Annotated in this window: 23 protein-coding genes, 2 pseudogenes and 2 riboswitches; of the genes and pseudogenes, 16 read left to right on the top strand and 9 right to left on the bottom strand. The window is 41.6% G+C overall.

What is annotated here, in order from left to right:
- Positions 1-470 precede the first annotated feature (470 nt).
- A riboswitch (cobalamin riboswitch) is annotated at positions 471-614 on the bottom strand.
- Positions 615-903: 289 nt separating this feature from the next.
- The 7 genes and pseudogenes from GNE10_RS08140 (at position 904) to GNE10_RS08110 (ending at position 6464) form a co-directional block, all read left to right on the top strand.
- A complete protein-coding gene (locus GNE10_RS08140) occupies positions 904-1800 on the top strand; it encodes a ribonucleotide reductase N-terminal alpha domain-containing protein (RefSeq protein WP_185564469.1) in 897 nt (298 codons plus the stop codon).
- 127 nt (positions 1801-1927) lie between these two features.
- A complete protein-coding gene (locus GNE10_RS08135) occupies positions 1928-2641 on the top strand; it encodes an HNH endonuclease (RefSeq protein ID WP_221642774.1) in 714 nt (237 codons plus the stop codon).
- 122 nt (positions 2642-2763) lie between these two features.
- Positions 2764-4128 (top strand): annotated as a pseudogene (locus GNE10_RS08130) (ribonucleoside-diphosphate reductase subunit alpha).
- A 212-nt stretch (positions 4129-4340) separates the two neighbouring features.
- Complete coding sequence (locus GNE10_RS08125) at positions 4341-5399, top strand: ribonucleotide-diphosphate reductase subunit beta (protein WP_221642773.1); 1059 nt, start codon at positions 4341-4343, stop codon at positions 5397-5399.
- A 6-nt stretch (positions 5400-5405) separates the two neighbouring features.
- Positions 5406-5588 (top strand): hypothetical protein, encoded by a 183-nt coding sequence (locus GNE10_RS08120; protein ID WP_185564467.1) that lies wholly within the window; start codon positions 5406-5408, stop codon positions 5586-5588.
- A 33-nt stretch (positions 5589-5621) separates the two neighbouring features.
- Positions 5622-6005, top strand: coding sequence for a hypothetical protein (locus GNE10_RS08115; RefSeq protein ID WP_185564465.1), 384 nt, complete (start codon positions 5622-5624; stop codon positions 6003-6005).
- A gap of 141 nt (positions 6006-6146) precedes the next feature.
- On the top strand, positions 6147-6464 hold the full coding sequence (locus GNE10_RS08110) for a hypothetical protein (RefSeq protein WP_185564464.1): 318 nt from the start codon (positions 6147-6149) through the stop codon (positions 6462-6464).
- Positions 6465-6690: 226 nt separating this feature from the next.
- Here the strand turns inward: GNE10_RS08110 and GNE10_RS08105 are convergent.
- Positions 6691-6777: pseudogene (locus GNE10_RS08105) on the bottom strand (DUF4346 domain-containing protein); the annotation flags it as partial.
- Between the two features lie 96 nt (positions 6778-6873).
- On the opposite strand from GNE10_RS08105, the gene GNE10_RS08100 reads away from it, so the two are divergent.
- Positions 6874-7644: an Rpn family recombination-promoting nuclease/putative transposase gene (locus GNE10_RS08100; protein WP_185564460.1), complete on the top strand. Its 771-nt coding sequence runs from the start codon at positions 6874-6876 to the stop codon at positions 7642-7644.
- 103 nt (positions 7645-7747) lie between these two features.
- On the opposite strand, the gene GNE10_RS08095 is transcribed toward GNE10_RS08100, so the two are convergent.
- From GNE10_RS08095 to GNE10_RS08070, 6 genes are all read right to left on the bottom strand, one after another.
- On the bottom strand, positions 7748-8158 hold the full coding sequence (locus GNE10_RS08095) for a DUF4346 domain-containing protein (RefSeq protein ID WP_242062325.1): 411 nt from the start codon (positions 8156-8158) through the stop codon (positions 7748-7750).
- A gap of 182 nt (positions 8159-8340) precedes the next feature.
- On the bottom strand, positions 8341-10593 hold the full coding sequence (gene metE, locus GNE10_RS08090; protein WP_185564458.1) for a 5-methyltetrahydropteroyltriglutamate--homocysteine S-methyltransferase: 2253 nt from the start codon (positions 10591-10593) through the stop codon (positions 8341-8343).
- A gap of 75 nt (positions 10594-10668) precedes the next feature.
- Positions 10669-11079 carry a DUF1636 domain-containing protein gene (locus GNE10_RS08085; protein WP_185564456.1) on the bottom strand — a complete coding sequence of 137 codons (411 nt, stop codon included), beginning with the start codon at positions 11077-11079 and terminating at the stop codon, positions 10669-10671.
- Between the two features lie 296 nt (positions 11080-11375).
- A riboswitch (cobalamin riboswitch) is annotated at positions 11376-11519 on the bottom strand.
- Between the two features lie 368 nt (positions 11520-11887).
- Entirely contained in the window at positions 11888-12127 is a 240-nt protein-coding gene (locus GNE10_RS08080; protein ID WP_185564455.1) for a hypothetical protein, read from the bottom strand.
- Positions 12128-12188: 61 nt separating this feature from the next.
- The gene (locus tag GNE10_RS08075) at positions 12189-12401 is read right to left on the bottom strand and encodes a high light inducible protein (protein ID WP_185564453.1); all 213 of its coding nucleotides are present in this window, start codon (positions 12399-12401) and stop codon (positions 12189-12191) included.
- Positions 12402-12421: 20 nt separating this feature from the next.
- Positions 12422-12634 carry a hypothetical protein gene (locus tag GNE10_RS08070; protein ID WP_185564451.1) on the bottom strand — a complete coding sequence of 71 codons (213 nt, stop codon included), beginning with the start codon at positions 12632-12634 and terminating at the stop codon, positions 12422-12424.
- Between the two features lie 129 nt (positions 12635-12763).
- Here GNE10_RS08070 and petJ point away from each other — a divergent pair, with 129 nt between their 5' ends.
- Both petJ and GNE10_RS08060 read left to right on the top strand, forming a co-directional pair.
- The gene (petJ, locus tag GNE10_RS08065; RefSeq protein WP_185564449.1) at positions 12764-13099 is read left to right on the top strand and encodes a cytochrome c6 PetJ; all 336 of its coding nucleotides are present in this window, start codon (positions 12764-12766) and stop codon (positions 13097-13099) included.
- A 97-nt stretch (positions 13100-13196) separates the two neighbouring features.
- Positions 13197-14165: a tetratricopeptide repeat protein gene (locus GNE10_RS08060; RefSeq protein ID WP_185564447.1), complete on the top strand. Its 969-nt coding sequence runs from the start codon at positions 13197-13199 to the stop codon at positions 14163-14165.
- A 48-nt stretch (positions 14166-14213) separates the two neighbouring features.
- Here GNE10_RS08060 and GNE10_RS08055 read toward each other — a convergent pair whose 3' ends face one another.
- Both GNE10_RS08055 and GNE10_RS08050 read right to left on the bottom strand, forming a co-directional pair.
- Complete coding sequence (locus tag GNE10_RS08055) at positions 14214-15059, bottom strand: M56 family metallopeptidase (protein WP_185564445.1); 846 nt, start codon at positions 15057-15059, stop codon at positions 14214-14216.
- Entirely contained in the window at positions 15059-15478 is a 420-nt protein-coding gene (locus GNE10_RS08050; protein WP_185564443.1) for a BlaI/MecI/CopY family transcriptional regulator, read from the bottom strand. The genes GNE10_RS08055 and GNE10_RS08050 overlap by 1 nt, the downstream gene beginning before the upstream one ends.
- A 670-nt stretch (positions 15479-16148) precedes the next feature.
- Between GNE10_RS08050 and GNE10_RS08045 the strand changes: the two genes are divergently transcribed.
- From GNE10_RS08045 to GNE10_RS08020, 6 genes are all read left to right on the top strand, one after another.
- A complete protein-coding gene (locus GNE10_RS08045) occupies positions 16149-16649 on the top strand; it encodes a DUF2231 domain-containing protein (protein ID WP_185564441.1) in 501 nt (166 codons plus the stop codon).
- Complete coding sequence (locus tag GNE10_RS08040; RefSeq protein ID WP_185564439.1) at positions 16646-17251, top strand: DUF2231 domain-containing protein; 606 nt, start codon at positions 16646-16648, stop codon at positions 17249-17251. The genes GNE10_RS08045 and GNE10_RS08040 overlap by 4 nt, the downstream gene beginning before the upstream one ends.
- Positions 17252-18175 carry a cytochrome c oxidase subunit II gene (locus tag GNE10_RS08035; protein ID WP_185564437.1) on the top strand — a complete coding sequence of 308 codons (924 nt, stop codon included), beginning with the start codon at positions 17252-17254 and terminating at the stop codon, positions 18173-18175. It abuts the gene before it with no gap.
- Between the two features lie 35 nt (positions 18176-18210).
- Positions 18211-19893: a cytochrome c oxidase subunit I gene (gene ctaD / locus GNE10_RS08030; protein ID WP_185564435.1), complete on the top strand. Its 1683-nt coding sequence runs from the start codon at positions 18211-18213 to the stop codon at positions 19891-19893.
- Positions 19894-19996: 103 nt separating this feature from the next.
- Positions 19997-20617, top strand: coding sequence for a heme-copper oxidase subunit III (locus tag GNE10_RS08025; RefSeq protein ID WP_185564433.1), 621 nt, complete (start codon positions 19997-19999; stop codon positions 20615-20617).
- A gap of 146 nt (positions 20618-20763) precedes the next feature.
- A complete protein-coding gene (locus GNE10_RS08020) occupies positions 20764-22314 on the top strand; it encodes a GMC oxidoreductase (protein WP_185564431.1) in 1551 nt (516 codons plus the stop codon).
- The last annotated feature ends 570 nt before the right edge of the window (positions 22315-22884 follow it).

Here is a 22884-nt window from a genome sequence, read left to right as displayed (position 1 = left end):
TTCCCAGTCCGGTGAAGATAATATTTCGGCATGATGATTAACCGAGTCAGAATTTAACGAAAATACAGAGAAGTTATGCACGCCAGACATAGCGATGAAAAGTTAGTGCCATATCTCGTTGAAAATATTTCTCTTTATCAAAGTAAAAGAAATACCTGAATACTCACAAAGTAATTATTGTAAGACTTACACAAATAAAGGCTTCAAGATTGCTTCCCTATGGTCGCAATGACGAAAATAAGTTAGTTTTGCGTAAGTTCTGTACTAATTGAAATTTAATATTAAAGCTTCAGCTACCTCGGCTAGGCTCGGCACAAGTTCGTTCAGCTTTAACGTTGAGCAAAGTCGAGACATTAATTACTTATTTCGTGAAAAGCCGCCATTTGTAGCGTTTTAATGTGCGGTGCTTTCAAAATATCAAACCTAGCGATCGCCATGTAATAAACCATCCGTGCCTCGCAGATGTACAAAATTTACAAGTCAACTTCGGCGGGCATTCTGACTCACAAGGTAAACCTTGATTACAGCTGCGGGACAGCGCCGGATTCGCACCGGACTTTCCCCCTTACCTCTAGTGGCTGACCCCCACTAGAACCGAGATTCCTTTGCATCTTAACACAACTGTGATTTGCTTGCGTAAAAATCAATGGTCGATCTATACTGGCATTCGTCGTTAATCGGGGCAAGTTTCATTCTTTACCAAAGCTTGCCCTAGATTTTTATTGGACAATTCTTTTAACAATTTTTCAACCTGACAAATTGTTAGGATTACCAGCGTTTGGTGACATAACGTTGACAGTTCGACTTCGCTCACCGTCAACAATTTTTTATATTGCTAAACCTAGCTAACAATTCTTTTCCATTCTGACAATTATTTTTCTCCAATTCATTAACTTATCCAGTATGCAAGCTCCATCCAAACTCTTTGAGAAATCCACAACGGATATCTATGTTGTTCGTCGTGATGGTTCGACAACACCGTTAGAAATTAATAAAATTCGCACAGTAGTTAATTGGTCTTGTTGCGGACTTTGCTGCAATTCCATTGCCTTAGAAGCACATCTGACAACTCGATTGCGCCCCGGTATTACTACAAGAGAAATTCAAGATAATTTAATTCGCTGCGCCTTGGATTTGTGCAGCCCTGAAGAACCTGATTGGCGGCAAGTGGCAGGGCGATTACATATTTGGAGTTTGTGGAAAGATACTCAAGTTAATCGTGGTTATCAATACGGTTACTATGCTCAAACTGTACATGACAAAGTGAGTAAAGGAGAATACGATCGCCGCATCTTAATCTACACTCCAGAAGAATTAGAAATTGCTAATACTTGGATTAATCCTGACTGGGATGCCGACTATGATTACGCAGGAGCAGTATTACTGACGAAACGATATCTCCTGGCGAATGAATTACCTCAAGAAGCATTTTTAACTTGTGCGCTCTTGATAGCCTCCGTAGAAACACAAGAGAATCGTTTAACTTGGGCAAGGGAGTTTTATGAAGCGATCGCCCGTCGTCAAATATCTTTAGCAACGCCGATTTTAGCGAACTTACGGATTCCCAATGGTTCTCTTGCTAGTTGTTTCATTACGGCAATGGACGACAATTTAGAAAGCATTTTTGGCAGTATTCATGATGCAGCGCGGATTTCCAAAAATGGCGGTGGTGTGGGCGTGAATCTGTCTCGCATTCGGGCTACTGGTAGTTGGGTAATGGGGAAGAAGAACGCCTCCGGTGGTGTTGTTCCCTGGATTAAGTTATTGAATGATACAGCGATCGCCGTCAATCAGGGTTGAAAACGTTAGCCCCTTCTGTTAGTAATAACAGTTGAAAAACTCCCTTAATTGCTGGAAAATCTTATGTAAATCAATCAGAATAGAAAAAGCGCACTACATAAGACAATCAGCAGCCAAGCTAATAGATATGGGCAAAAAATGGACTCCTTTGGAAATTCAGTTTCTCAACGAAAACTACGGTAAGAAAACAACAAAAGAATTGGCTGAAATGTTGAATCGAGATTACAGCACCACAAAACGTTGCATCAAAGAACATATTCTTGATGTTAACGAAAAAACCTTGCCTGAAGGTTTTGTGCGAATTCCTGAATCTCCTATTCATGCAGTCAATCAATTTGGAGAAATAATCCGTATCCGAACACGGAAATATATTCAACCCTCTGTAAATAGAAAAGGTTATTTACAGGTTTGTCTCCAGAATAAAAAATCTTACCGAATTCACCGATTAGTTGCGGAACTATTTATCTCAAATCCTGACCATAAACCACAAGTTAACCACAAAGACGGCAACAAACATAACAACCATTTTAACAATTTAGAATGGGTGTTTAATCAAGAGAATCAAGACCACGCAATACTTAATGGTTTGTGGGATGGAATCTCAGAGAAGACTAAAAAACGTCAAACTGGAGAAACTAACTCTGCTGCAAAACTTTCTGAATCAGATGTATTGTCTATTTATCAGAAGTTAAAAGAAGGTTTTGGCGTTACTCAATTAGCCCGTCAACATGGGATAACTCATAGTATGGTATCTAACATCAAATCAGGGAAAAGTTGGAGTCATTTGTATCACATCTATTTAGAAGGTTCAACGACTATCTCACAAGAGAGTACACTGTAAGCGATTGACAGTGGAAATGGGGAGAATCCTATATCTAGGATTAAGATATAGTCTGATCTATCTGGTGACAGATAGCAGTTCTTAGAGAACGGGATGAGGTTAGCAACCTTATCTGAACATGAATGGGACGACGCGCTGGTGCAGTTACCGTCAGTCTAGATGTTTGGCATTTAGACATAAGCGAATTTTTGGAAATGCAAACCGAGAATGGAGACGCGCGACGCAAAGCTTATGATGTGTTTCCGCAATTGGTTGTCAGTGATGAATTTATGCGGCGAGTAGCAGCCGATGAAGAATGGACATTAGTTGATCCCTATGAAGTACAAACTCGTTTAGGCATTGAATTGGCAAAAGTTTGGGGTGAAGAATTTGAAAGGGCTTATCTTCAAATCGAAGCCAGTTTAGAAAGTGAGATTACACTTTACAAACGGGTGAATGCTCGTCTTTTACTCAAACAGATGATGCGAACCCAGTTAGAAACCGGGATGCCTTACTTGTGGTTTAAAGATACCGCGAACCGAGCTAATCCCAATCAGCATGAGGGCTATATTCCAGGTGGGAATTTGTGTTAAGAATCTTGGTCAAATGTGAAACCGGGTGAAGAAGCACATACGTGTAATCTCGTAAGTATCAATCTGGCAAATTTTGAGGATGAGCAACGAACAGAGATTTGTCAAATCGCAGTACGTATATTAGATAACACGATTGAACTCACCTCACCACCCTTTGCTGCTAGTGCCACCCACAACGCCAAATATCGCACAATTGGAGTGGGCTGTATGGGATTAGCCGATTGGTTAGCAAAACGTCATCTCACCTACACCCATCTTCAGGAAATCAGCGATTTATTTGAAGATATCGGTTACTATTGCACCGCAGCATCGATGGAATTAGCTAAGGAACGAGGTGCGTATCCTGCTTTTGCGGGTAGTGAATGGAGCAAGGGACATTTAATCGGAGCAAAACCTGTGGAATGGTTTTTGCAACACGCTAGTCTTCCAGAACGCTTCGCAAAATTGAGTCAGGATATCAAACAACATGGTATTCGCAATTCACATATTACAGCGATCGCACCCAATACTTCTTCATCTTTAGTTCAGGGTTGTACAGCCAGTGTTTTACCCGTTTACAGCAAATTCTTTTATGAAAAGTGGGCAAAGGGTTCAGTACCCATCGCACCGCCTTACATTCGGGATCATTTATGGTTCTATGTCGAAAATAAGACACTAGATCAGAAAAAAGTCGTCAAAGCGATCGCCACAATTCAACAATGGATTGATACTGGAATTTCAATGGAGTTGTTATTTAACTTGAACGCCGGAGTTTATTTCCCCGACGAGCCAGAGCGATGTCTGACAGCTGTTGATATTTTTGAAACCATAATGCTGGCTTGGAAGTTGGGTTGTAAAGCAATCTACTACATTCGCACTGTCCAAAAAGACAGTTTCAAAGAATCGAACGAGCAATGTGTTGCTTGTGCAAACTGAATACCAGTCATCAGTAAACAGTTACTTGTACTGAGCGTAAAGCCTGCGGCATAGCTACGCTTAACGCGTAGCGTCCCGCAGGGAAGTTGTACCCCCACGGGGAGGCAAGCTACGCGGAGCGTCTCGCTCCAGAAGTATCAGTTATCAAGCATAGGCAATGAGCATTGCCCATTGCCCAATCTGAAGTGAAAACTAATCAAAACAGAATTAAAATGTACGAACCAAGACAATCATTAATGCCGATTAATCCCGTTTTCAATCCACATGGAAATGATGATACAGCCAACCGTTTGATATGGTTTGGAGAGACTACAAACTTAATGCAACTCAATGATGTTCGCTATTCGTGGGCTGTGTCTCTCTACCGTCAAATGAGAGAGAACTTTTGGATTCCCGAAAAAATAGACGTTACTGGTGATGTAACAGATTACCTCAATCTCACGCCTGGAGAACGACGTGCATTTGATGGCATCCTTAGCTACCTGACGTTTCTCGATTCAGTACAAACCTGTAATGTGCCTCACATCAAAAACAGCGTGACTGCACCAGAAATCGCGCTATGCATGGCAGAACAAATTTCCCAAGAAGCAATGCACAATCAATCTTATCAATACATCATTGAGACGGTGATTCCCAGCGATCGCCGTACACACGTCTATGATTTTTGGCGGAGCGATCGCATTCTCAAACAACGATGCGAATTCATCGCTGGGTTATACCAAAAGTATGTCGATAACCCGACACCAGAGAATTATTTCATATCGCTGTTAGCAGATTACTTGTTGGAAGGGTTGTATTTCTACAATGGGTTTATATTTTTCTACAATCTGTCATCACGGATGCTGATGTCTGGGAGTGCCGATATCTTTAGAATGATTAACCGAGATGAACTCTCCCATGTGCGGCTGTATCAAAAATTGATTCCAGAAGCGATGCAAGTTTTCCCCCACAGCCGCGAACAAATTTATGAAATGTTTGCTCTCGCTGTTGAGTATGAATGCAAGTGGACAACACATATTGTCGGAGATGATATTTTGGGCATTACAGCCAACAGTACAGAACAGTATACAAAATATCTGGCAAATGCTCGCTTGAAGGCGATCGGTTTAGAGCCATTGTTTGGAGAAGCTATCTACAAGAAAAGTCCTTATACTCACTTGGAGCGTTTTTCAGATACTAAGAAAGAAGCGAATACAAAAGCAAACTTTTTTGAGGCGAGTGTAACCAGTTACGTCATGTCTTCTAGTATTGAAGGTTGGGATGATTTTTAAAACTAGATGTCTAGTTCTTACCCTTACTATATAGCCTGGACAGATCCGCTTCATCTTGGCGACCATAACCTTTGTCATTGGGTTCGCGTAGCGTCTCGTAGAGAGGAACGAAGCAATCGCAATATATATTTAATTTTGCACAACGACTTAACATGGTCAAATCAGGAAAATATTGCCAGAATTGAATAGTTAAAACCGTTGAAACTCTGCTGAAAAAAACTGATGGATCCCATTACTGTGGCAACGATTGCCCTGACGCTAATTGCGACTAAGGCAACGGAGAAGGTAGGCGAGAAACTTGGAGAAGGTGCGATCGCCTCTACCAAAAATCTATTAGAAGTCCTGCGGCGAAAGTCGCCGGACACGGTGAAGCGCCTGGAGTCCTCCAACGCCAATACCCCCAATGTCATCGATGTTGAAATCATTGAAGAAGTTCAGCGGTTGGCAGAAGCGGAGCCAGAGGTGCAGGCGGCTTTGAATGCCACAGTCGAGGCGATGCAACAGCAGTTTGGCGGAGTGATCAATCAGGGCAAATTGGCAGAAAAGATTGGGTTTGTGTTCCAGGGGGGATATAACCCCGTAAAAATTGATAAGTTCGAATTATGACTAGAGTCGTCGGGATGGGCACCGGCAAAGAAAAGTACCCAAGAAATTAGTCAAAGGGATAAACTAATTGAAATAGTCGAACAAGAAGAAAAAAGGCTTAAGGCGCATATTGTTCCTGAAAATTCCTCCATTAGAAGAATATTGGAGTCTGTATCTCTTACAGGAACATTCTATCAAGATACTGATATCTGGATAGAAGTTCCTGTTGCGATTTTGTCAGCAGGTAAGTCACTTATACGTCGTAATCAACAAAATAGTACGATTAGAAAAGCTGCAAAGATTAATAATGAAATGGCTCGAAAAGCATTGCTTTCCATATCTGATTTAAAAAATCTTTTGCTTAGAGAAGATTTAGATGCTGCAATTATTGCACTGCAAAAGTATACTCCGCCTGTCTTTAAAGCAGTAAAGGGATATGGTCTATTAAAACCGTATTGGGTTCTTCGTGATGAAGAGTAGCAGGAATACTATACGGTAATCGCGCAGGCCGTGCAGCAGTAAGAACTTCTCAAATTATTGAGTGTAAGGAAACTAGTACTGTTAGAGGGTGAGGCATATGCAGAATATTCGTAGGAGTACATAAAGCTAGCTCACAGACCCAATGCAGCAGACATTCTAAAATCCTTGCTGGTAGGTTCGATGTTTATTGCTGCTGATTGGGAACGTTAAATCATCACAAACCTATTTAATCCTGTACGTAGTCTTGTCCTGTCACCAATGCCAATTCCGATCGCATAAACTCACGTCCCAAGTAAACCGCACGATCCAATCGGCGGTTTAATAGTTGTAGCGATCGCCCTACCACACTTCATCAAACGTTAGATTTACTCAAAATCAAATCGGTATAATCAGTTGTACAATCTCTCCCATGTATGACGATACCTGCCGATTCCTTGCCGAACACTTCTCAGCTGACTTCGCTAGTTGGCTGTTAGGAAAGCCTGTCACGATGACAGAACTCAAACCCTCTGAACTCTCTCTCGATCCGATTCGCGCCGATGCCCTAATTTTGCTAGAATCAGACGAATCTGTTTTGCATATCGAGTTCCAAACACTTCCCAAGAAAAATATTCCATTCCGTGTTTTGGATTACCGCGTGCGAATGTATCGCAAAGATCCAAGCAAACCGATGCGGCAAGTTGTGATTTATCTGAAGCAGACTAACTCAGAGTTGGTTTATCAAACGAGTTTCACAATGGAACGCACACGCCATGAATTTGATGTGATTCGGTTGTGGGAGCAACCTGCCTCACTCTTTTTGCAATATCCTGGACTATTGCCCTTTGCTACACTGGGACAGACTGCCAATCCAGCAGAGACATTACGCCAGGCGAATAAAATTGCCGATCAGATTCAAGACCCAGCGATACAGGCGAATCTGATAGCGGCTTCGGCAATTCTGGCTGGGTTAAGATTAGAGCAAGACGTAATTTATAGTCTAGTGCGGAGAGACATCATGCAAGAATCTGTGATTTACCGTTCGATTCAGGAAGAAGCAGAGGCAAAAAAACAGAGAGAGATTGCCAATAATTTACTAAGGGAAGGTTTACCGATTGAGATGGTTGCTCGTGTAACAGGCTTATCGATCGCAGAAGTCCAACAACTTCAGCAGCAACTGAATGAGTCTCCACAAAATTAGCCCCAACTGTGTGACGATCGCAGTATAACAAAAAGGTTATCAGTGTTGTCGCAAAAGCGATCGCCAACCCATCAACCGCACCGTTAAATCATCACAAGCCTATTTAATCCTGTACGTAGTCTTGTCCTGTCACCAATGCTAATTCTGCTCGCATAAACTCACGTCCCAAGTAAGCCGCATGATCCAATCGGCTCACTGGAGAAGGTTTTGTTGACTCAAACAGTTGAATGCAAATTTCTTTAGCAGTTCTTCCAGTAAATAGGGCAGTTGGTTGTCGTTCCACTTTGACGGTTGCAGGAATCGGCTTTCCGGTTTCTGGATTGATAGCCAATCCTTGCTCATTCACTTCATTGGTAAAGTGTTTCGCACAGATCAAGCCTGCTCCCCGATCTAAGTAGATGATAAAATAACCGGCTGGATCGAGTTCTAAAAATCGCTTGGATAGTTTGTAGTCAATTGCTGCGTTCCCGCTTCGGGTTGCCGTAGGCATCGTTTCCACTGTCGTTATCATCATTTTTAAACTCCAAAACAAAAAGTACCTCTCTAAACGTCAAAAGAAGTCTGAGCTTCACTATCTTCAGTGAATGCAGAGAAGAATACTGTAGATAATTGGGCATTACTGTTGAGTTCAACAATAAGCAAGAGAGCAAAAATCTTAAAGCACCCTCAAAGTAACGCCTGTAGCTACTTTTACTGTTATTTCACAGTCACATTTGCTTCCTCCCGCAAAACTTTCGTCGCTTCCACCATGTTCTTTAAAGCCGGAATCACCTCTGACCAACGCCGAGTTTTCAAACCACAATCAGGATTTACCCAAATTTGTTTTACCGGTAAATTAGCAATTCCAGTCCGCAATTGTTGTAAAATCTGCTCAGTTGTTGGGACAACAGGACTATGGATATCGTAGACTCCATTACCAACTTGATGTGAGTAACCACCCTCTGTGATTTCTCGCAAAGTTTGATTGTTGCTGCGACTATTTTCAATCGAAATCACATCGGCATCTAACCGTTCAATATCCTTGATGATGTCACCAAATTCGCAGTAGCACATGTGGGTATGAATTTGCGTTTGGGGTTGGGCTATTGCTGTCGCCAAACGAAATGCATCTACAGCCCAAGAAAGATATTCATTCCAGCGCTCAACCTTTAGGGGTAAACCCTCACGCAGCGCTGGTTCATCTACTTGAATTACCTTTGCACCAGCCGCTTCCAAATCCGCTACCTCATCCCGCAACGCTAAAGCAATTTGGAAAGCTTGTTCTGACCTGGAAATATCAATTCGGGGATAAGACCAATTTAAGATAGTTACAGGAGCCGTCAACATCCCTTTGACAGGTTTTTCTGTCAAAGATTGAGCGACTTTAAACTCACGTACCGTCATTGGCGCAGTCCGAACTACATCACCATAAATAATTGGTGGACGAACATAACGGCTACCGTAGCTTTGCACCCAACCATTTTCAGTGAAAGCGAAGCCTGATAACTGCTGTCCAAAAAATTCCACCATATCAGTGCGTTCAAATTCACCATGAACTAAAACATCTAATCCTAATTCCTCTTGTAGTTTAATGCTCTCGGCAATTTGAACATCAATTGCAGTTTCGTATTCTGACTGACTCAATTCACCCCGTTTGTAACGCATTCGGAGTTGGCGAACTTCAGAGGTTTGGGGAAAAGAACCAATTGTAGTTGTCGGGAACAGAGGAAGCGAAATTTGGGAATCAAGCCGCAATCCATAGGATAAAGAGCGCTGAAAATCATCAGTTTTCAAAGTTTTTAGTCTTTCTTCAACTGACTGATTTGCTGGATTAAACTCCTCGAACTTATTCCAGCTAGTCTCGATAATTTCTTGTTCTATTTTAGTGTTTTCTCCTATTATTGTCCGAGCCAAGAAAACCACTTCTTGAAGTTTTTGTTCAGCAAAACTCAAGACATTACGTAGTGGTGATGGTAATCGTTTTTCTCGTTTGGCATCGTAGGGAACAAATTGTAAGGAAGCAGATGGTTGAATATGTATAGATGTTCCATGTAAAGTCTCTACAATCTCTTGTAAAATGGGAATAACTTTCTCGGAACGAATTTGCCAAATATTTCTTGCGTCTATAATTCCTGCACCTAGTCGCTTATTTGCTGGGAAACCGTAAGTTTTAATTAACTCTAAGTTACGTCCGCGTGTAAAATCTAAACTAATTGCGCTAACTGGCAATTCCATTACCCAAGGGTAGGTTTCCCCCAAATCATCAAAATAAGTAACCAAGTGTAGGGGTATTTCAACTAACGAAAGTGATTGATAAACTGTTTTAAAGTGTGATTTACAAGAATTCGTATCACCTAAAACAAGTGCAGGTTCATGTATTTGCACTTCTTCTACTCCCAGATTTTTTAACTCAGTGAGGAGGTTGATGTATAGCGGAATTAACTTTGATATCGCTTGCTGAATATTTAGTGATAGTTTGCTTAAGCGCAGCAGAGTACAGGGGCCAAGTACAATCGGAATTGCTCGTTTACCTAATATTTTTTGAGCGCGGCTAACTCGTTCTAAAAAGTCACTGAAATCAGACGGTAATGTTTGTTCTGCAATTTCCGGGACGAGATAGTGATAGTTAGTATCAAACCACTTGGTCATTTCCAAGGCGGGAATTCCTTCTTTACCTCGTGCCATTGTAAAGTAGCGTTCTAAGCCAGAAAGCTGTTGAAATCTTTCAGGAATTAGCCCAAAACGAAATGTCCAGTCAAGTACATGATCGTAGAGAGTTGTGTCTCCAATTCCAATATGGTCAATTCCGGCTTCAAGTTGGCTTTTCCAGTTAGATTCCTCGACTTTTCGCACGGTTTGGAGTAATGATTCTGACTCTAGATTACCACTCCAAAATGCTTCTAGCGCTTTCTTGACTTCCCGGTTTTTACCAATGCGGGGATAGCCTAATGTTGCTGTTTGAATCTGCATTACTTTCTATTCCTTTGAAGACTAATGATTTAAGTATTAGAGATTAAGAACTGGGAAATTTTACCCAGTCATCAATTAACAACAACTTATGTTTAATTTTGCCCACTTATTTAGTGGTGGAATCTTTGCTAAAATACCCTTTCTCAAAGGTTCAGGTCGTTCTGACCAAGGTAATAAACCATCAGGCTTAGTATAATATTCAGTTGCACAATTCAGTACAGCAGATGCACAGCTGTCAACTGGTAAGTCGCCAAAGAGATAGGTTGATTTCCCTTCTGCAACAAAAGCAATGACACAAGAACGGCTACAAGCACTCATACATTCAACTCCCTGAATGAGGAATTTATTTCGCAATTCCCAATCTTGTGCAAGTTTTTGAAGTTGCTTTAGTAGTTGTTCACCTTTACTTTCGCCAACTCGTTTACCGTTTTGCCACACGCTGTCACAAGTCGTGCAAACAAATAAAGTATGTTGTTTGTTGAGCATTAATTTTGAAGTTTGTAGAAAGAAGTCTGAATCGCAGACATGATAAATTTTTACAGTTGTGCAACTGCAAAAACTTGTAAATTTGGCAAAAATAATTCTGTAAAAGCTTTCACGCCAGCAAAAAGCTAGCGCAAATGACAGTTACACCAAATCATAATTGCAATTATCAATAAACTGCCTATAATTTCACAGCCATGAGTAGTCTGTGGGGTATCTCTGGCACTATGAGAATGTGAAACTGATGTATCGTTAAAATATTTACGGCAATATTCACCTGTACCTCGCAGATGGGTATGAGTTTGTCTGTTACTTTCGGCGGGCATTCTGACTCACAAGGCGAACCTTGATTACAGCTGCGGGACAGCGCCGGATTTACACCGGACTTTCCCCCTTGCGTCTGATGGCTGACTCCCACCAGAACCGAGTTGATATTGGTCTAATAATAGCATGATTATGAATTTAGTAATACTTAAATTGATTGGTTGCAATAACTACCATTTGTTAGTGGGACTTAGACAAAAACAACTAAAAAAGAACCTCAAATCTATATACAGAAAGACTTTAATATCGTTTTATTTAGTTTCTTAATATATCTGAGGTTTGGGCTATTTTTGAGCATAAGGTGTATTTCTCTTACGCTGCATGGGTTTGAGACTTGTTTTTCCCTCAAAAATGTTTAAGTCCCGCTAAATACACAGTTACTAATAATTGATTCCTATAATTGATTCCTAAAATTTAAAAGAAGTCTTGGTTATGTCCACCAAGACTTCGGATATATTTATTCAACTTAAAACCTGAAGCCAACTTTTTATCCCAAATTGCTGAAATAGATTGCCCAAAGGCTTCCTGTTACTCCCACAGCAATTAAAAGGTTAGTGAAAAACCTGCCTAATTCAGTTGATTCTCCCAGTACTTTATCATCTTGACCTGCACTGAAAAATAATGACCAGGCTTGGTTAACGTTAATTGTTTCAAAGTTGTTGAAATCGGGGCGAAAAACAACGGGGCCAATTAAATCTTTTTTAGGGAAATCAAAATCAGTTTTCATAGCAATCCTCTGGTATTTTCTATTGGTTAATTGAGTGAAATTCTTAAATAGTCAGATTTAGTTATAGGTTTGTCAGCCATCCAATCAAGCCGTGTCCTGTGACAACTTCTAGAGCTATGAGTGAGACAAAACCAATCATCGCTAAACGTCCGTTGAGTTTCTCGGCGTACTCGGTAAAACCTGCTCTTGGGGTTTGATCTACATAAACCTTTGGTTCAATTGCAAAGTTGTTGAGTTGACCGAGTTCGTTCATGGTAAAGCCTTTGCTTGTCATGTCTTTTTTCCTTTACTTGCTTATGTAACCAAATATAACAATATGTAAATATTTTTTGCAAGTGCTTGACACAAATAAAAATTACGGTTTTCCGTACTCAGCAGGTTAGGTTTACCGTATGTGCGATCGCACATAGCGTCTCCCTTTTGGGCGATCGCTTCTGGCGGGTGCAAAGCACCATCGCGTAGCGTCTCACCCCTACTCTTAAGCAAACTACGCGCAGCGTCGACCACAGGAGAAGAGAAGCCATCGCACAAAGCCAAGCCAGACAGTTTGACAGCTTGTCATTTGACGACACCACCCATGAACAAGAGAATTGTTGAGGATGTCGAATAAGCTTTAATTGCAGAGGGAACATTGGGATGAAAAAGATTATTTCAGTATTGTTGCTGGGTGTAGCGATTTTCACTTTTGCCTTCAATAATCCAGCTTTAGCAGCAGACGCAGCCAGTGGAGCTAAAGTCTTTAGTGCCAATTGTGCTTCTTGTCACGCAGGTGGTAAAAACTTGGTTCAAGCTAACAAAACTTTGAAGAAAGGTGCTTTAGAAAAGTTTGGGATGTACTCAGCAGAAGCGATTATCGCCCAAGTGACAAACGGTAAAAATGCTATGCCTGCTTTTAAAAGTCGTTTAAAACCAGAGCAAATTGAAAATGTTGCAGCATATGTGCTGGGACAAGCAGACAAGGATTGGAAATAAAGTCAGAATACGACTGTTGTTCTCTAGTTAAGAAATAGTAGGTAGGGTATGTGCCTTATCTACTCATTTTGCTCTGCTAATAAAGTGAGATATTATTATGAGTCGCTTTTACCAATTCATCCTCAATTTTGGTATTGCCGTTGTACTCGTCTGTCTTTTTCTCACTTCGCCTGCATATTCCTTAGCTACATCGGACGCGAAAATCCCAGAAGGCGACTTATTCAAGCTAGGGATCGAAAAAATGCGACACGGCAGTTACCCTGAAGCTATTCAAGATTTTACAGAGGTAATTAAGCTCAAAAAGGATTTTGCTGGGGCTTATAGCAATCGTTGTCTGGCTTACCTGCAATTAGAAGATTATCAGAATGCGATCGCCGATTGCAATCAAACTCTAAAGTTAACACCCAACAATGTTGAAGCACACCTCAACCGAGGACTAGCATACTACAGACAAGGGGACTATCAAGCAGCGATCGCTAACTACAATCAAGTTATCCAACTCAAATCTGATGATTTTAGAGCCTACTACAACCGAGGGCTAGCTCATGTAGCTTTGAATAATTACACACAAGCAATATCAGATTACAATCTAGCACTCACTAATATTCCCCAATCATCCAGTCTCCTAAAAGGGGATGTTTACAATGACCGAGGACTAGCTCATTTTGAGTTGTCAGACTTAAAAGCCGCTACGATCGACTTCTCAGAGGCAATTCAACTCAATCCCAATGACTATAGAGCTTATTATAATCGGGGTTGTGCTTGTGGTAGAAGTGGCGATCGCTCTTGTGCCATTAGAGATTTTACTGAGTCACTCAAACTTAACCCAACTAATGCCCAAGCTTATCTGAATCGGGGTATAGCCTACCATCAACTTGGTCACGAACCAGCAGCGATCGCAGACTTACAAAAAGCGGTTGAATACTTTGCCCAACAGGGTGAAACTACACTCTATGACAAAGCTTTATTGTTACTGAAAAATTTACAGCAACAACTCTCATCATTATCAGAAATTGCTCTAATCCCCAGAGACACAAAGACTAAGGAATATGGAGTTAGTTCTTGAAACTGTCTAATTATTGTCAAAAAAAATTCAAATACTCACCTAATTCCTCTAATGATGAAATGGAATCACCAGTAATGGCACAAGCACCAAAATTAACCACACCCAAGACCATATTTTTGGCTGTGCTATAGAATCTGGTTGCTGCAAAAGGGCATCTATTCTCTGTGTGACATGATTAGTTGGAATATGCTGGGCAAAAGCTGCACAAAAATTTACCTCTAGTAAAATCGGAGTATTGACAACCAAGAGTAAAGCCTCTGCCAATAACAGATTATCAACTTGCCTAGTTGCCCAATAATCAGCCCGTATTTCTCTTAAAAGTAACAACTCTTGCCATAAAGATTCTGTGTGCGGTAGCCAAGAGGTTAACTGACGTAGCCACCCTAAAAAGAAAAACAAACAAGTATCGCGGTAGTGGCGATGTCCATCTTCATGGGCTAGTACAGCTTTGAGATGGGGGACATCTAAGGTATCTAATAATCCCTGACTGATAATTAACTCAGGTTCCCAAAAACCAATCAAAGCACAATAAACAAGAGGCGCATTTAGTAAGCGTGCTGGTGTACCGTAGACATAAACTATGGGATAGGTGCGAATTTGTTCTAGTATCCGGTTTCCCTCCCATGCCAACTTCAGCCATAAGACACCTGCAAATCCTAAGAAACTAATAGCAAGTCCATAGCTAACCCAACCTTCCCACCCCCAAACCATAATATGTCCATGAGGCCCCATACAAAACACTGCAAATGTTGTGGTTAACAGAAGTAATGGCGGTAGGAGAAATAACAAAAAGGCGCGGGGGAAACGTTCTGTCCAGCTTCCCATAGGGGATGACCAATAATATCTCAAGTACCAAGCTAGGATTAACGCCATCACTACCATCAACAGATGCATTACTTCTTCTCCCTGAGTTCACGAAGTGCTTGGATTTTTTGAGCGATCGCCTCAAACTGTGCCACACTAGCCTCATCCAGACTGTCAGCAAAAGCAGCTACAATCTCCGGCTTGCCCAATTCGAGAAATTTCTGTAACTGTTCATAAGCCTCTAACGCTTGTGCTTCAGAATAGGAAATCAAAGGTCGCCAAATATAGTGGCGGTGCTGTTTAACACATTCTACCCAACCCTTATTGTTAAGACGATCCAGTATTGTTGCTACTGAGGAATAAGTTAACTCGCGTTCTGGATCGGCAATGATGCGTTCATGTATCTCTTTGACTGTGGCAGAATCCAGAGAGTAAATAATGTTTAAAATCTCTGCTTCTAATGGGCCTAATTTCAGTTTATTGGGGCGGTAATTTGGCAGAGAACTCATCTTTATTTTTAGTGTCTTTTAACTAGATTAACCAGAATTTATCGAACAGAATAGAGGCGTCAGTCGTCAGAATTCAGTTGGGTATTCTGTATGACTGGCGTATAGCGCCGGCGGCAAGCGAGTCTTCGAGCGTCGCGTCTTGATTCTGAATTCTGACTTCTGAATTCAGAATCAATTATGATAAATTCGCTTGAAAACTTCATAACTAACTTTGACAAGCTGTCGCATTTAAATCTGACAACTTGTCTTTTGACATTTCACACCGACTGACTTAAGGTCGGAGGGAATTTTTAGCTTCAGTTGGCTTAAATTTTTCCAGGAATTGAAGCTCATTACAATCTTGATTAAACCTCCAATTGTTCATTAATTAAGGAATATGCGTATTTCAAATCAATCAATAAAATTTACCAAATATTCAATCTCTTCTGAGCAAGCAGTTATTTTTAACCCAGATTACTTAGAAGTAGTATCAAGCAGTCTATCTATTTTATGGTGAGATTTTTACAAATGTCAAAAGACAGACTGTCATTCTTTTCTCTGACATTTTGTCAAACTAAAAAATCTAGAAAAAAGTTAAAGAATATCCAGACAAATCATTATTGAAGACATTATTTGAAGAATATATTTGTTAAGTTTAACTAAGTGCAGGATATTTGCACGGGAGCAGACCATGTTTGAATATCTTCCACCTTTGAACGACCACAACTTACCTTATCCAGATACAATCCATCCGATAGTTGTCCACTTCGTGATTGCAATGGTATTGTTTGCCTTCTTCTGTGATGTAGTTGGTTATTTTAGCCATAACGCCCGTCTTTTTGAAGTCAGTTGGTGGAATATGTTTTTCGCCACGATCGCAATTTTTATTGCGATCATCTTTGGTCAGATTGAAGCGGGTTTAGCCGAACCTTACAACGCAGTTGAACCAATCCTAAATTTACATACCCTGATTGGCTGGTCGCTTTCGGGAATCATCGCCGCGATAACAGGTTGGCGTTACGTCATTCGGTTACGTGACCCAGAAAAAGTACCAGTTCCCTATCTCGGAGTGGGACTACTTTTAACTTGTTTGGTGTTCTTCCAAGTGTATTTGGGAGATGAATTAGTGTGGGTGTATGGACTGCACACAGTACCAGTTGTAGAAGCTGTGAAGGCAGGTATTTTGCGATGAATGCCCAACTAATTGAACAACTCAGGTCGCAACTAGGCGCAAACGGACTACCTTACACCATTCCCGTTCATCCCAACTTAGTCCATCTCACCTTGGGTTTATTTATCGTCGCCATTGCCTTTGATATTGTTGGTGTACTATTCCCCCTAGAAAAACCAGTCTTCAAATTTTTGGCAATACCCGCTAATCGTGCCGGCTTCTTTGATGTGGGTTGGTACAATATGCTGGCTTCAGCCATCATCACCTTTTTCACTGTGGCCGCAGGCTTTTACGAAATCATGTTGGCAGAACCACCAACAGATTTAAAAAGTGCTTGGGGATTACAAGGGATGGAGACAATGCTGTGGCATGGTGTCGGTGGTGTCCTCCTCTTAGCGCTGATTATTGGAATGGCTGTATGGAGAGGATTTCAGCGTTATTTATGGCGAAAAGATGTCGGTCAACAAGTGCAGTGGAGTTATCTTGCAGCAGGGTTTTTCATCATGTTTATTATGTTCGTTCACGGCACATTAGGAGCGCAACTAGCGGCCGAATTTGGCGTACATAATACTGCTGATAAATTACTGAGATTGGGTAAAGACATTAACGCGGTATTGAAGTAAATGAAAATTCAGAATATTTTGATTTTGATTGGCTCTTGCGTCGCCCTTACAGCTGCTAGCCTCTGGATGGGAGAACAAGCCTATTCCTGGTTTCCCCCCCAAGCCGCCGCCGAATCCAAACTCATAGATGAACTATTTAGCTTTTTAGTCACCTTGGGAACCTTCATTTTCTTAGGCGTAACTGGAACCGTCATCTATTCCATAATTTTCCATCGGGCGGGTAAGTATGACACCAGCGATGGCCCGCCAATTGAAGGAAATGTCACCTTAGAAGTAGTTTGGACAACAATTCCCATTCTGTTGGTGCTATGGATTGCAACCTACAGTTACAACATCTATGCAGAAATGGCAATTCAAGGGCCAATGGAAGCCATGCACATACATAAAATGGCATCAGCCCATGCAGCAACAATGGAGGAGAAGGGGACATTTTCAATCACCGCCTCTAACTCCATACCAGTTGAAAAAATAGAAGTGCTTGCCAAACAATGGGCTTGGGTCTTTCGCTACCCCAACCAAAATGTTACCAGCACCGAATTACATCTACCAGCAAATCGGCGCGTTAGTTTAGCACTTCGATCGGCAGACGTTCTCCACGGCTTTTACATTCCTGCCTTTCGACTCAAACAAGACATAATTCCCAAGCAAACTATCGACTTTGAATTTACTCCCATTCGCCCAGGTAAATATCGACTGCGCGATTCTCAATTTAGCGGTACTTACTTTGCAGCCATGCAAGCAGATGTAGTAGTCGAATCAACAGCAGATTACGACCAATGGCTGAAATTAGCTGCAACCCATAAACCAGTCCCCGCCAATAATCAAGCCGCCAACGAATACGCCCAAAAAATCAAAGGCACATTCACCACAGGCTATCCCACAGTCATACCCGCACCACCCCCTTTAGTCAATTTCTCCTCTTAAACTCAATTTCTCTGCGCCTCTGCGTGAAACATCCTATGACAAATACCCAAATCGAAAATCCCAAAATACTACTAGAAACACACCACCACCCCCCCACCACCTGGAAAACCTACTTCACCTTCAGCACCGACCACAAAGTTATCGGTATCCAATATATTGTCACCTCATTCATCTTCTTTCTGATCGGTGGCATCTTGGCAATGATTATTCGCGGCGAACTAATTACCCCAGAAGCCGATTTAGTTGACCGCACAGTTTATAATGCCATGTTCACCATGCACGGCACTATCATGCTGTTCTTGTGGACTTTTCCCGTCTTAGTTGGTCTAGCAAACTACCTTGTCCCCTTAATGATTGGGGCGCGAGATATGGCATTTCCCCGCCTGAATGCCGTCGCCTTCTGGATGGTGCCAGTATTCGGAATTATCCTGATGGCTAGTTTCTTCCTACCCGGTGGCCCAGCCCAAGCAGGTTGGTGGTCTTATCCCCCAGTGAGTCTGCAAAATCCTACAGGTAATCTCATTAACGGTCAATTTCTCTGGCTGATAGCTGTAGCCATATCGGGTGTATCCTCGATTATGGGTGGTGTTAATTTTGTGACAACAATTGTCAAAATGCGCGCCCCAGGAATGACCTTCTTTCGGATGCCTGCTTATGTTTGGGCAGTGTTCAGCGCCCAGATTATCCAACTGTTTGGCTTACCTGCACTGACGGCAGGCGCAGTCATGCTGCTACTCGACCTCAGCATTGGTACAGCATTTTTTGACCCTGCCAAGGGCGGTAATGCAGTTCTCTTCCAACACTTTTTTTGGTTTTATTCACACCCTGCTGTCTACGTAATTATACTACCTATTTTTGGAATTTTCTCCGAAATATTCCCTGTTTATAGCCGTAAACCTCTGTTTGGCTACAAGGTAGTTGCCGTTTCCTCACTCTTGATTGCTGGCGTAAGTGGTTTTGTTTGGGTACATCACATGTTTGCCAGTGGTACACCGGCCTGGATGCGGATAGTGTTCATGGTTTCCACAATGTTCGTTTCCGTCCCCACCGGGATTAAGGTATTTGCTTGGGTGGCAACAATTTGGGGAGGTAAACTGCGGCTGACTACCGCGATGCTGTTTGCTTTGGGTGGATTGATTATGTTTGTGTTTGCGGGTATCACAGGCATTATGCTTTCCGCAGTACCGATTGATATTCATGTTAATAATACTTATTTCGTAGTTGGTCACTTTCATTACGTCCTCTACGGCACTGTGACAATGGGGATGTTTGCCGCCTTTTATCACTGGTTTCCCAAGATGACTGGGCGGATGTATTACGAAGGCTTGGGTAAGCTGCATTTTTGGTTATCATTCATCGGGACTAACCTGAATTTTTTACCTATGCACCCATTAGGCTTACAAGGGATGTTGCGTCGAGTGGCTTCCTACGACCCAGAGTATGCTTTTTGGAATGTGATTGCTAGTATTGGCGGCTTTTTGTTGGGGATGTCTACACTACCCTTTATTTTGAACATAATTGGTTCTTGGGTACAGGGTGAGAAAGCACCGGATAATCCTTGGCGGGCTATTGGGTTGGAGTGGCTGGTGGCTTCTCCTCCCCCTGTGGAGAATTTTGAGGAGATTCCTGTGGTGATTTCTGAACCTTATGGGTATGGGAAGTCTGAACCGTTGACGGCGAATTTGGAAAAGCAAGAGTTAATCAAGGATTTGAATTAATTCATAGTTCGTAGTAAGGACTTCAGTCCTTAATTTTGTTTCCAGGAGAGGAGAGGACTAAAGTCCTCACTACAAACCAAAAAAAATTAGTGAAAATTCAACTATGACTGTGAATAGTTCTATTAATCGAGAAGAGTTGCAGGAGTCTTTGGAGACGAGGACTGTTGAACATACTCACGATGAAGCAGCCAATAGTATGTTTGGCTTTATCGTATTTTTACTTTCGGAAAGTATCATTTTTCTGAGTTTTTTTGCGGGATATATTGTTTATAAAACCACAACTCCTGATTGGCTACCGCCTGGTGTTGAGGGATTGGAAATTAGGGAACCGGCGATTAATACGGTGATTCTGGTTTCTAGTAGCTTTGTGATTTATTTCGCGGAACTTGCCCTAAAACGCCATAATATGTGGAGTTTTCGCCTACTTTGGTTAACAACAATGGCGATGGGTAGCTACTTTTTATATGGTCAAGCAGTTGAATGGAGTAGTCTGCATTTTACTGTGACATCTGGCGTATTTGGGGGAATGTTCTACTTGTTAACAGGATTCCACGGGTTGCACGTTTTAACTGGTGTGGTGTTGCAGTTAATTATGTTAGTGCGATCGCTTATTCCTGGTAATTACGTTCAAGGTCATTTTGGTGTAGATGCTACTTCCCTATTTTGGCACTTTGTTGATGTAATTTGGATTATTTTATTTCTCCTCATCTACATCTGGCAATGAGTAATAAATCCTTACCTTTGCGTCTTTGCGCCTACTCTTTGCTACGCAACGCTACCGCGAACGAGAACGGCTTCCCTACGGGACGCTACGCGAACGCCGAATGCGTGAGATTTTCCTATTCTTATCTTCAGAGAGAAAAACTTTATATGATTATCGACGATCAACACTACGACATTATTATCGTTGGCACCGGTGCCGGTGGCGGTACATTAGCCTATAAACTCGCCCCCACTGGTAAAAAAATCCTCATTCTAGAACGCAGCAATTTTCTCCCCCAAGAAGAAGAAAACTGGAGTGCTGTTGAGGTCTTTAAAAAAGAACGTTATCACACTCAAGAACAATGGTACGACAGCGCCGGCGAACCTTTTCGTCCTCAAATTAACTATTGGGTAGGCGGAAATACAAAAGTATATGGTGCAGCACTGTTACGGATGCGGGAACGAGATTTTCAAGAAGTCAAACATCAAGATGGGGTTTCAATTGAGTGGCCTTTGAAATACCAAGATTTTGAACCCTATTACACCGAAGCCGAGAAACTCTACCATGTCCACGGTAAATCAGGCGATGACCCCACAGAACCACCCCGCAGCGAAACTTATCCTTATGCGGAAGTAAGCCACGAAGCGCGGATGCAAACAATTGCTGATGCTATCTCCCAACAAGGGCTACATCCCACACATCTACCTTTAGCACTCAAGAGTGATTGTATCCGATGTCATACTTGTGATGGCTTCCCTTGTAAAATAGATGCGAAAGCTGATGCTCATACTGTGGGAATTAACCCAGCTTTGTCACATTCTAACGTCACCTTGAAAACCTCAGCTAAGGTTGTGCGTTTACACACTAACCCCTCTGGTATGGAAGTAAAAGCTGTGGAAGCAGAAATTGATGGACAATCCTATCTATTTTTCGCAGATATCGTAGTTCTAGCTTGTGGTGCGGTAAATTCGGCGGCGTTGTTATTACGTTCTGCAAATGACAAACACCCCAAAGGACTAGCAAATAGTTCTGATTTGGTGGGACGTAATTTTATGAAACACCTGATGACGGCGATGGTACAACTTAGTCCCACACCAAACCCAACGGTTTTTCAGAAAACAATTGCTGTGAATGATTTTTATTGGGGAGAATCAGAGTTTCCTTTCCCAATGGGTCATATTCAAAATACAGGTAGTATTTTACAAGAGATGATCCCCGCCGAAGCATCGCCTTTGTTATCGCTAATGTCGAGGTTAGTACCTGGGTTTGGACTGCGACAATTGGCGAATCATTCTATTGGTTGGTGGTTACAAACGGAAGATTTACCTGACCCAAAAAATCGGGTGCGAGTGGTGGGTGATAAATTGTATTTGGATTATACGCCTAATAATATCGAGGCACACGATCGCCTGATTTATCGCTGGACAAATATCCTCAAAGCTGTAGACCGTACCTCAGAAAACCCAGTATTTCGTCGTGGTATTTATCCCCGTAGTGATAGCCCGATTCAAGTGGTGGCGAATCAGTGCGGTACTTGCCGATTTGGGGAAGATACAAAAACATCTGTGCTTGACCTCGATTGTCGCACCCATGATGTGAATAATCTCTATGTTGTTGATGGTAGTTTCTTCCCTTCTAATTCTGGGGTGAGTCCGGCTTTAACTATTATTGCTAATGCGTTGCGAGTTGGCGATCGCTTGATTGAACGCTTGCACTAAGGAGTTGCAAAAGATAAAACATCCCATTTAAAGTTGTGATGACTAATTGTAACCACGAATACTGTTTGTAAATTAATTGATCGGCGCAAGTAAATTGGCCAGATGTATGATATTCTTGATATAGAGGGAATATAAATCGCTAAAGCACAAAGGATCTCCAAGCACTTGCGCTCTAGTGAATCAAGGCAAATCCCACAAATTAACCAATAGTTTGATGAACTGATGGTCTGACTCCACAAGCATCTGGAGGATTGTGGAAGTCTTTGGTCGGTAGCAGTTATTAAGTTCGGGGGAGCTTGAATCTGCTTGCAGTTCATCAACTATTTTTGGTGAAAACATTTTATTAGTTTTTTGAGTTTTTATAAATAAATTTAGTTGACCTCTGGCTCTTTTAGCAGGGGTCAAAATTATTTTGACCTTACCAATACAACTAGTTTTGATAAATAATAAAAATTTGATTTTTACCATCTTTAACCAAGACTGTCAAAAGACAATACGTCAAAATATAATCATATATAAAATACTTTTTTGTATTTTAAGTATAAGCTTGTAAGACAGTCTGTCAAAGAC

Origin of the sequence: Nostoc sp. 2RC (assembly GCF_014222165.1) — a bacterium.
In the GTDB taxonomy this organism is placed as follows: Bacteria; Cyanobacteriota; Cyanobacteriia; order Cyanobacteriales; family Nostocaceae; genus Nostoc; species Nostoc linckia.
This window is presented reverse-complemented; position numbering and strand designations above follow the sequence as displayed.

Coding starts and splice junctions, on each gene's coding strand:
- GNE10_RS08140 (WP_185564469.1), top strand. CDS start 904: ATGCAAGCTCCATCCAAACTCTTTGAGAAATCCACAACGGATATCTAT.
- GNE10_RS08135 (WP_221642774.1), top strand. CDS start 1,928: ATGGGCAAAAAATGGACTCCTTTGGAAATTCAGTTTCTCAACGAAAAC.
- GNE10_RS08125 (WP_221642773.1), top strand. CDS start 4,341: ATGTACGAACCAAGACAATCATTAATGCCGATTAATCCCGTTTTCAAT.
- GNE10_RS08120 (WP_185564467.1), top strand. CDS start 5,406: ATGTCTAGTTCTTACCCTTACTATATAGCCTGGACAGATCCGCTTCAT.
- GNE10_RS08115 (WP_185564465.1), top strand. CDS start 5,622: ATGGATCCCATTACTGTGGCAACGATTGCCCTGACGCTAATTGCGACT.
- GNE10_RS08100 (WP_185564460.1), top strand. CDS start 6,874: ATGTATGACGATACCTGCCGATTCCTTGCCGAACACTTCTCAGCTGAC.
- GNE10_RS08095 (WP_242062325.1), bottom strand. CDS start 8,158: ATGATGATAACGACAGTGGAAACGATGCCTACGGCAACCCGAAGCGGG.
- metE (WP_185564458.1), bottom strand. CDS start 10,593: ATGCAGATTCAAACAGCAACATTAGGCTATCCCCGCATTGGTAAAAAC.
- GNE10_RS08085 (WP_185564456.1), bottom strand. CDS start 11,079: ATGCTCAACAAACAACATACTTTATTTGTTTGCACGACTTGTGACAGC.
- GNE10_RS08080 (WP_185564455.1), bottom strand. CDS start 12,127: ATGAAAACTGATTTTGATTTCCCTAAAAAAGATTTAATTGGCCCCGTT.
- GNE10_RS08075 (WP_185564453.1), bottom strand. CDS start 12,401: ATGACAAGCAAAGGCTTTACCATGAACGAACTCGGTCAACTCAACAAC.
- petJ (WP_185564449.1), top strand. CDS start 12,764: ATGAAAAAGATTATTTCAGTATTGTTGCTGGGTGTAGCGATTTTCACT.
- GNE10_RS08060 (WP_185564447.1), top strand. CDS start 13,197: ATGAGTCGCTTTTACCAATTCATCCTCAATTTTGGTATTGCCGTTGTA.
- GNE10_RS08055 (WP_185564445.1), bottom strand. CDS start 15,059: ATGCATCTGTTGATGGTAGTGATGGCGTTAATCCTAGCTTGGTACTTG.
- GNE10_RS08050 (WP_185564443.1), bottom strand. CDS start 15,478: ATGAGTTCTCTGCCAAATTACCGCCCCAATAAACTGAAATTAGGCCCA.
- GNE10_RS08045 (WP_185564441.1), top strand. CDS start 16,149: ATGTTTGAATATCTTCCACCTTTGAACGACCACAACTTACCTTATCCA.
- GNE10_RS08040 (WP_185564439.1), top strand. CDS start 16,646: ATGAATGCCCAACTAATTGAACAACTCAGGTCGCAACTAGGCGCAAAC.
- GNE10_RS08035 (WP_185564437.1), top strand. CDS start 17,252: ATGAAAATTCAGAATATTTTGATTTTGATTGGCTCTTGCGTCGCCCTT.
- ctaD (WP_185564435.1), top strand. CDS start 18,211: ATGACAAATACCCAAATCGAAAATCCCAAAATACTACTAGAAACACAC.
- GNE10_RS08025 (WP_185564433.1), top strand. CDS start 19,997: ATGACTGTGAATAGTTCTATTAATCGAGAAGAGTTGCAGGAGTCTTTG.
- GNE10_RS08020 (WP_185564431.1), top strand. CDS start 20,764: ATGATTATCGACGATCAACACTACGACATTATTATCGTTGGCACCGGT.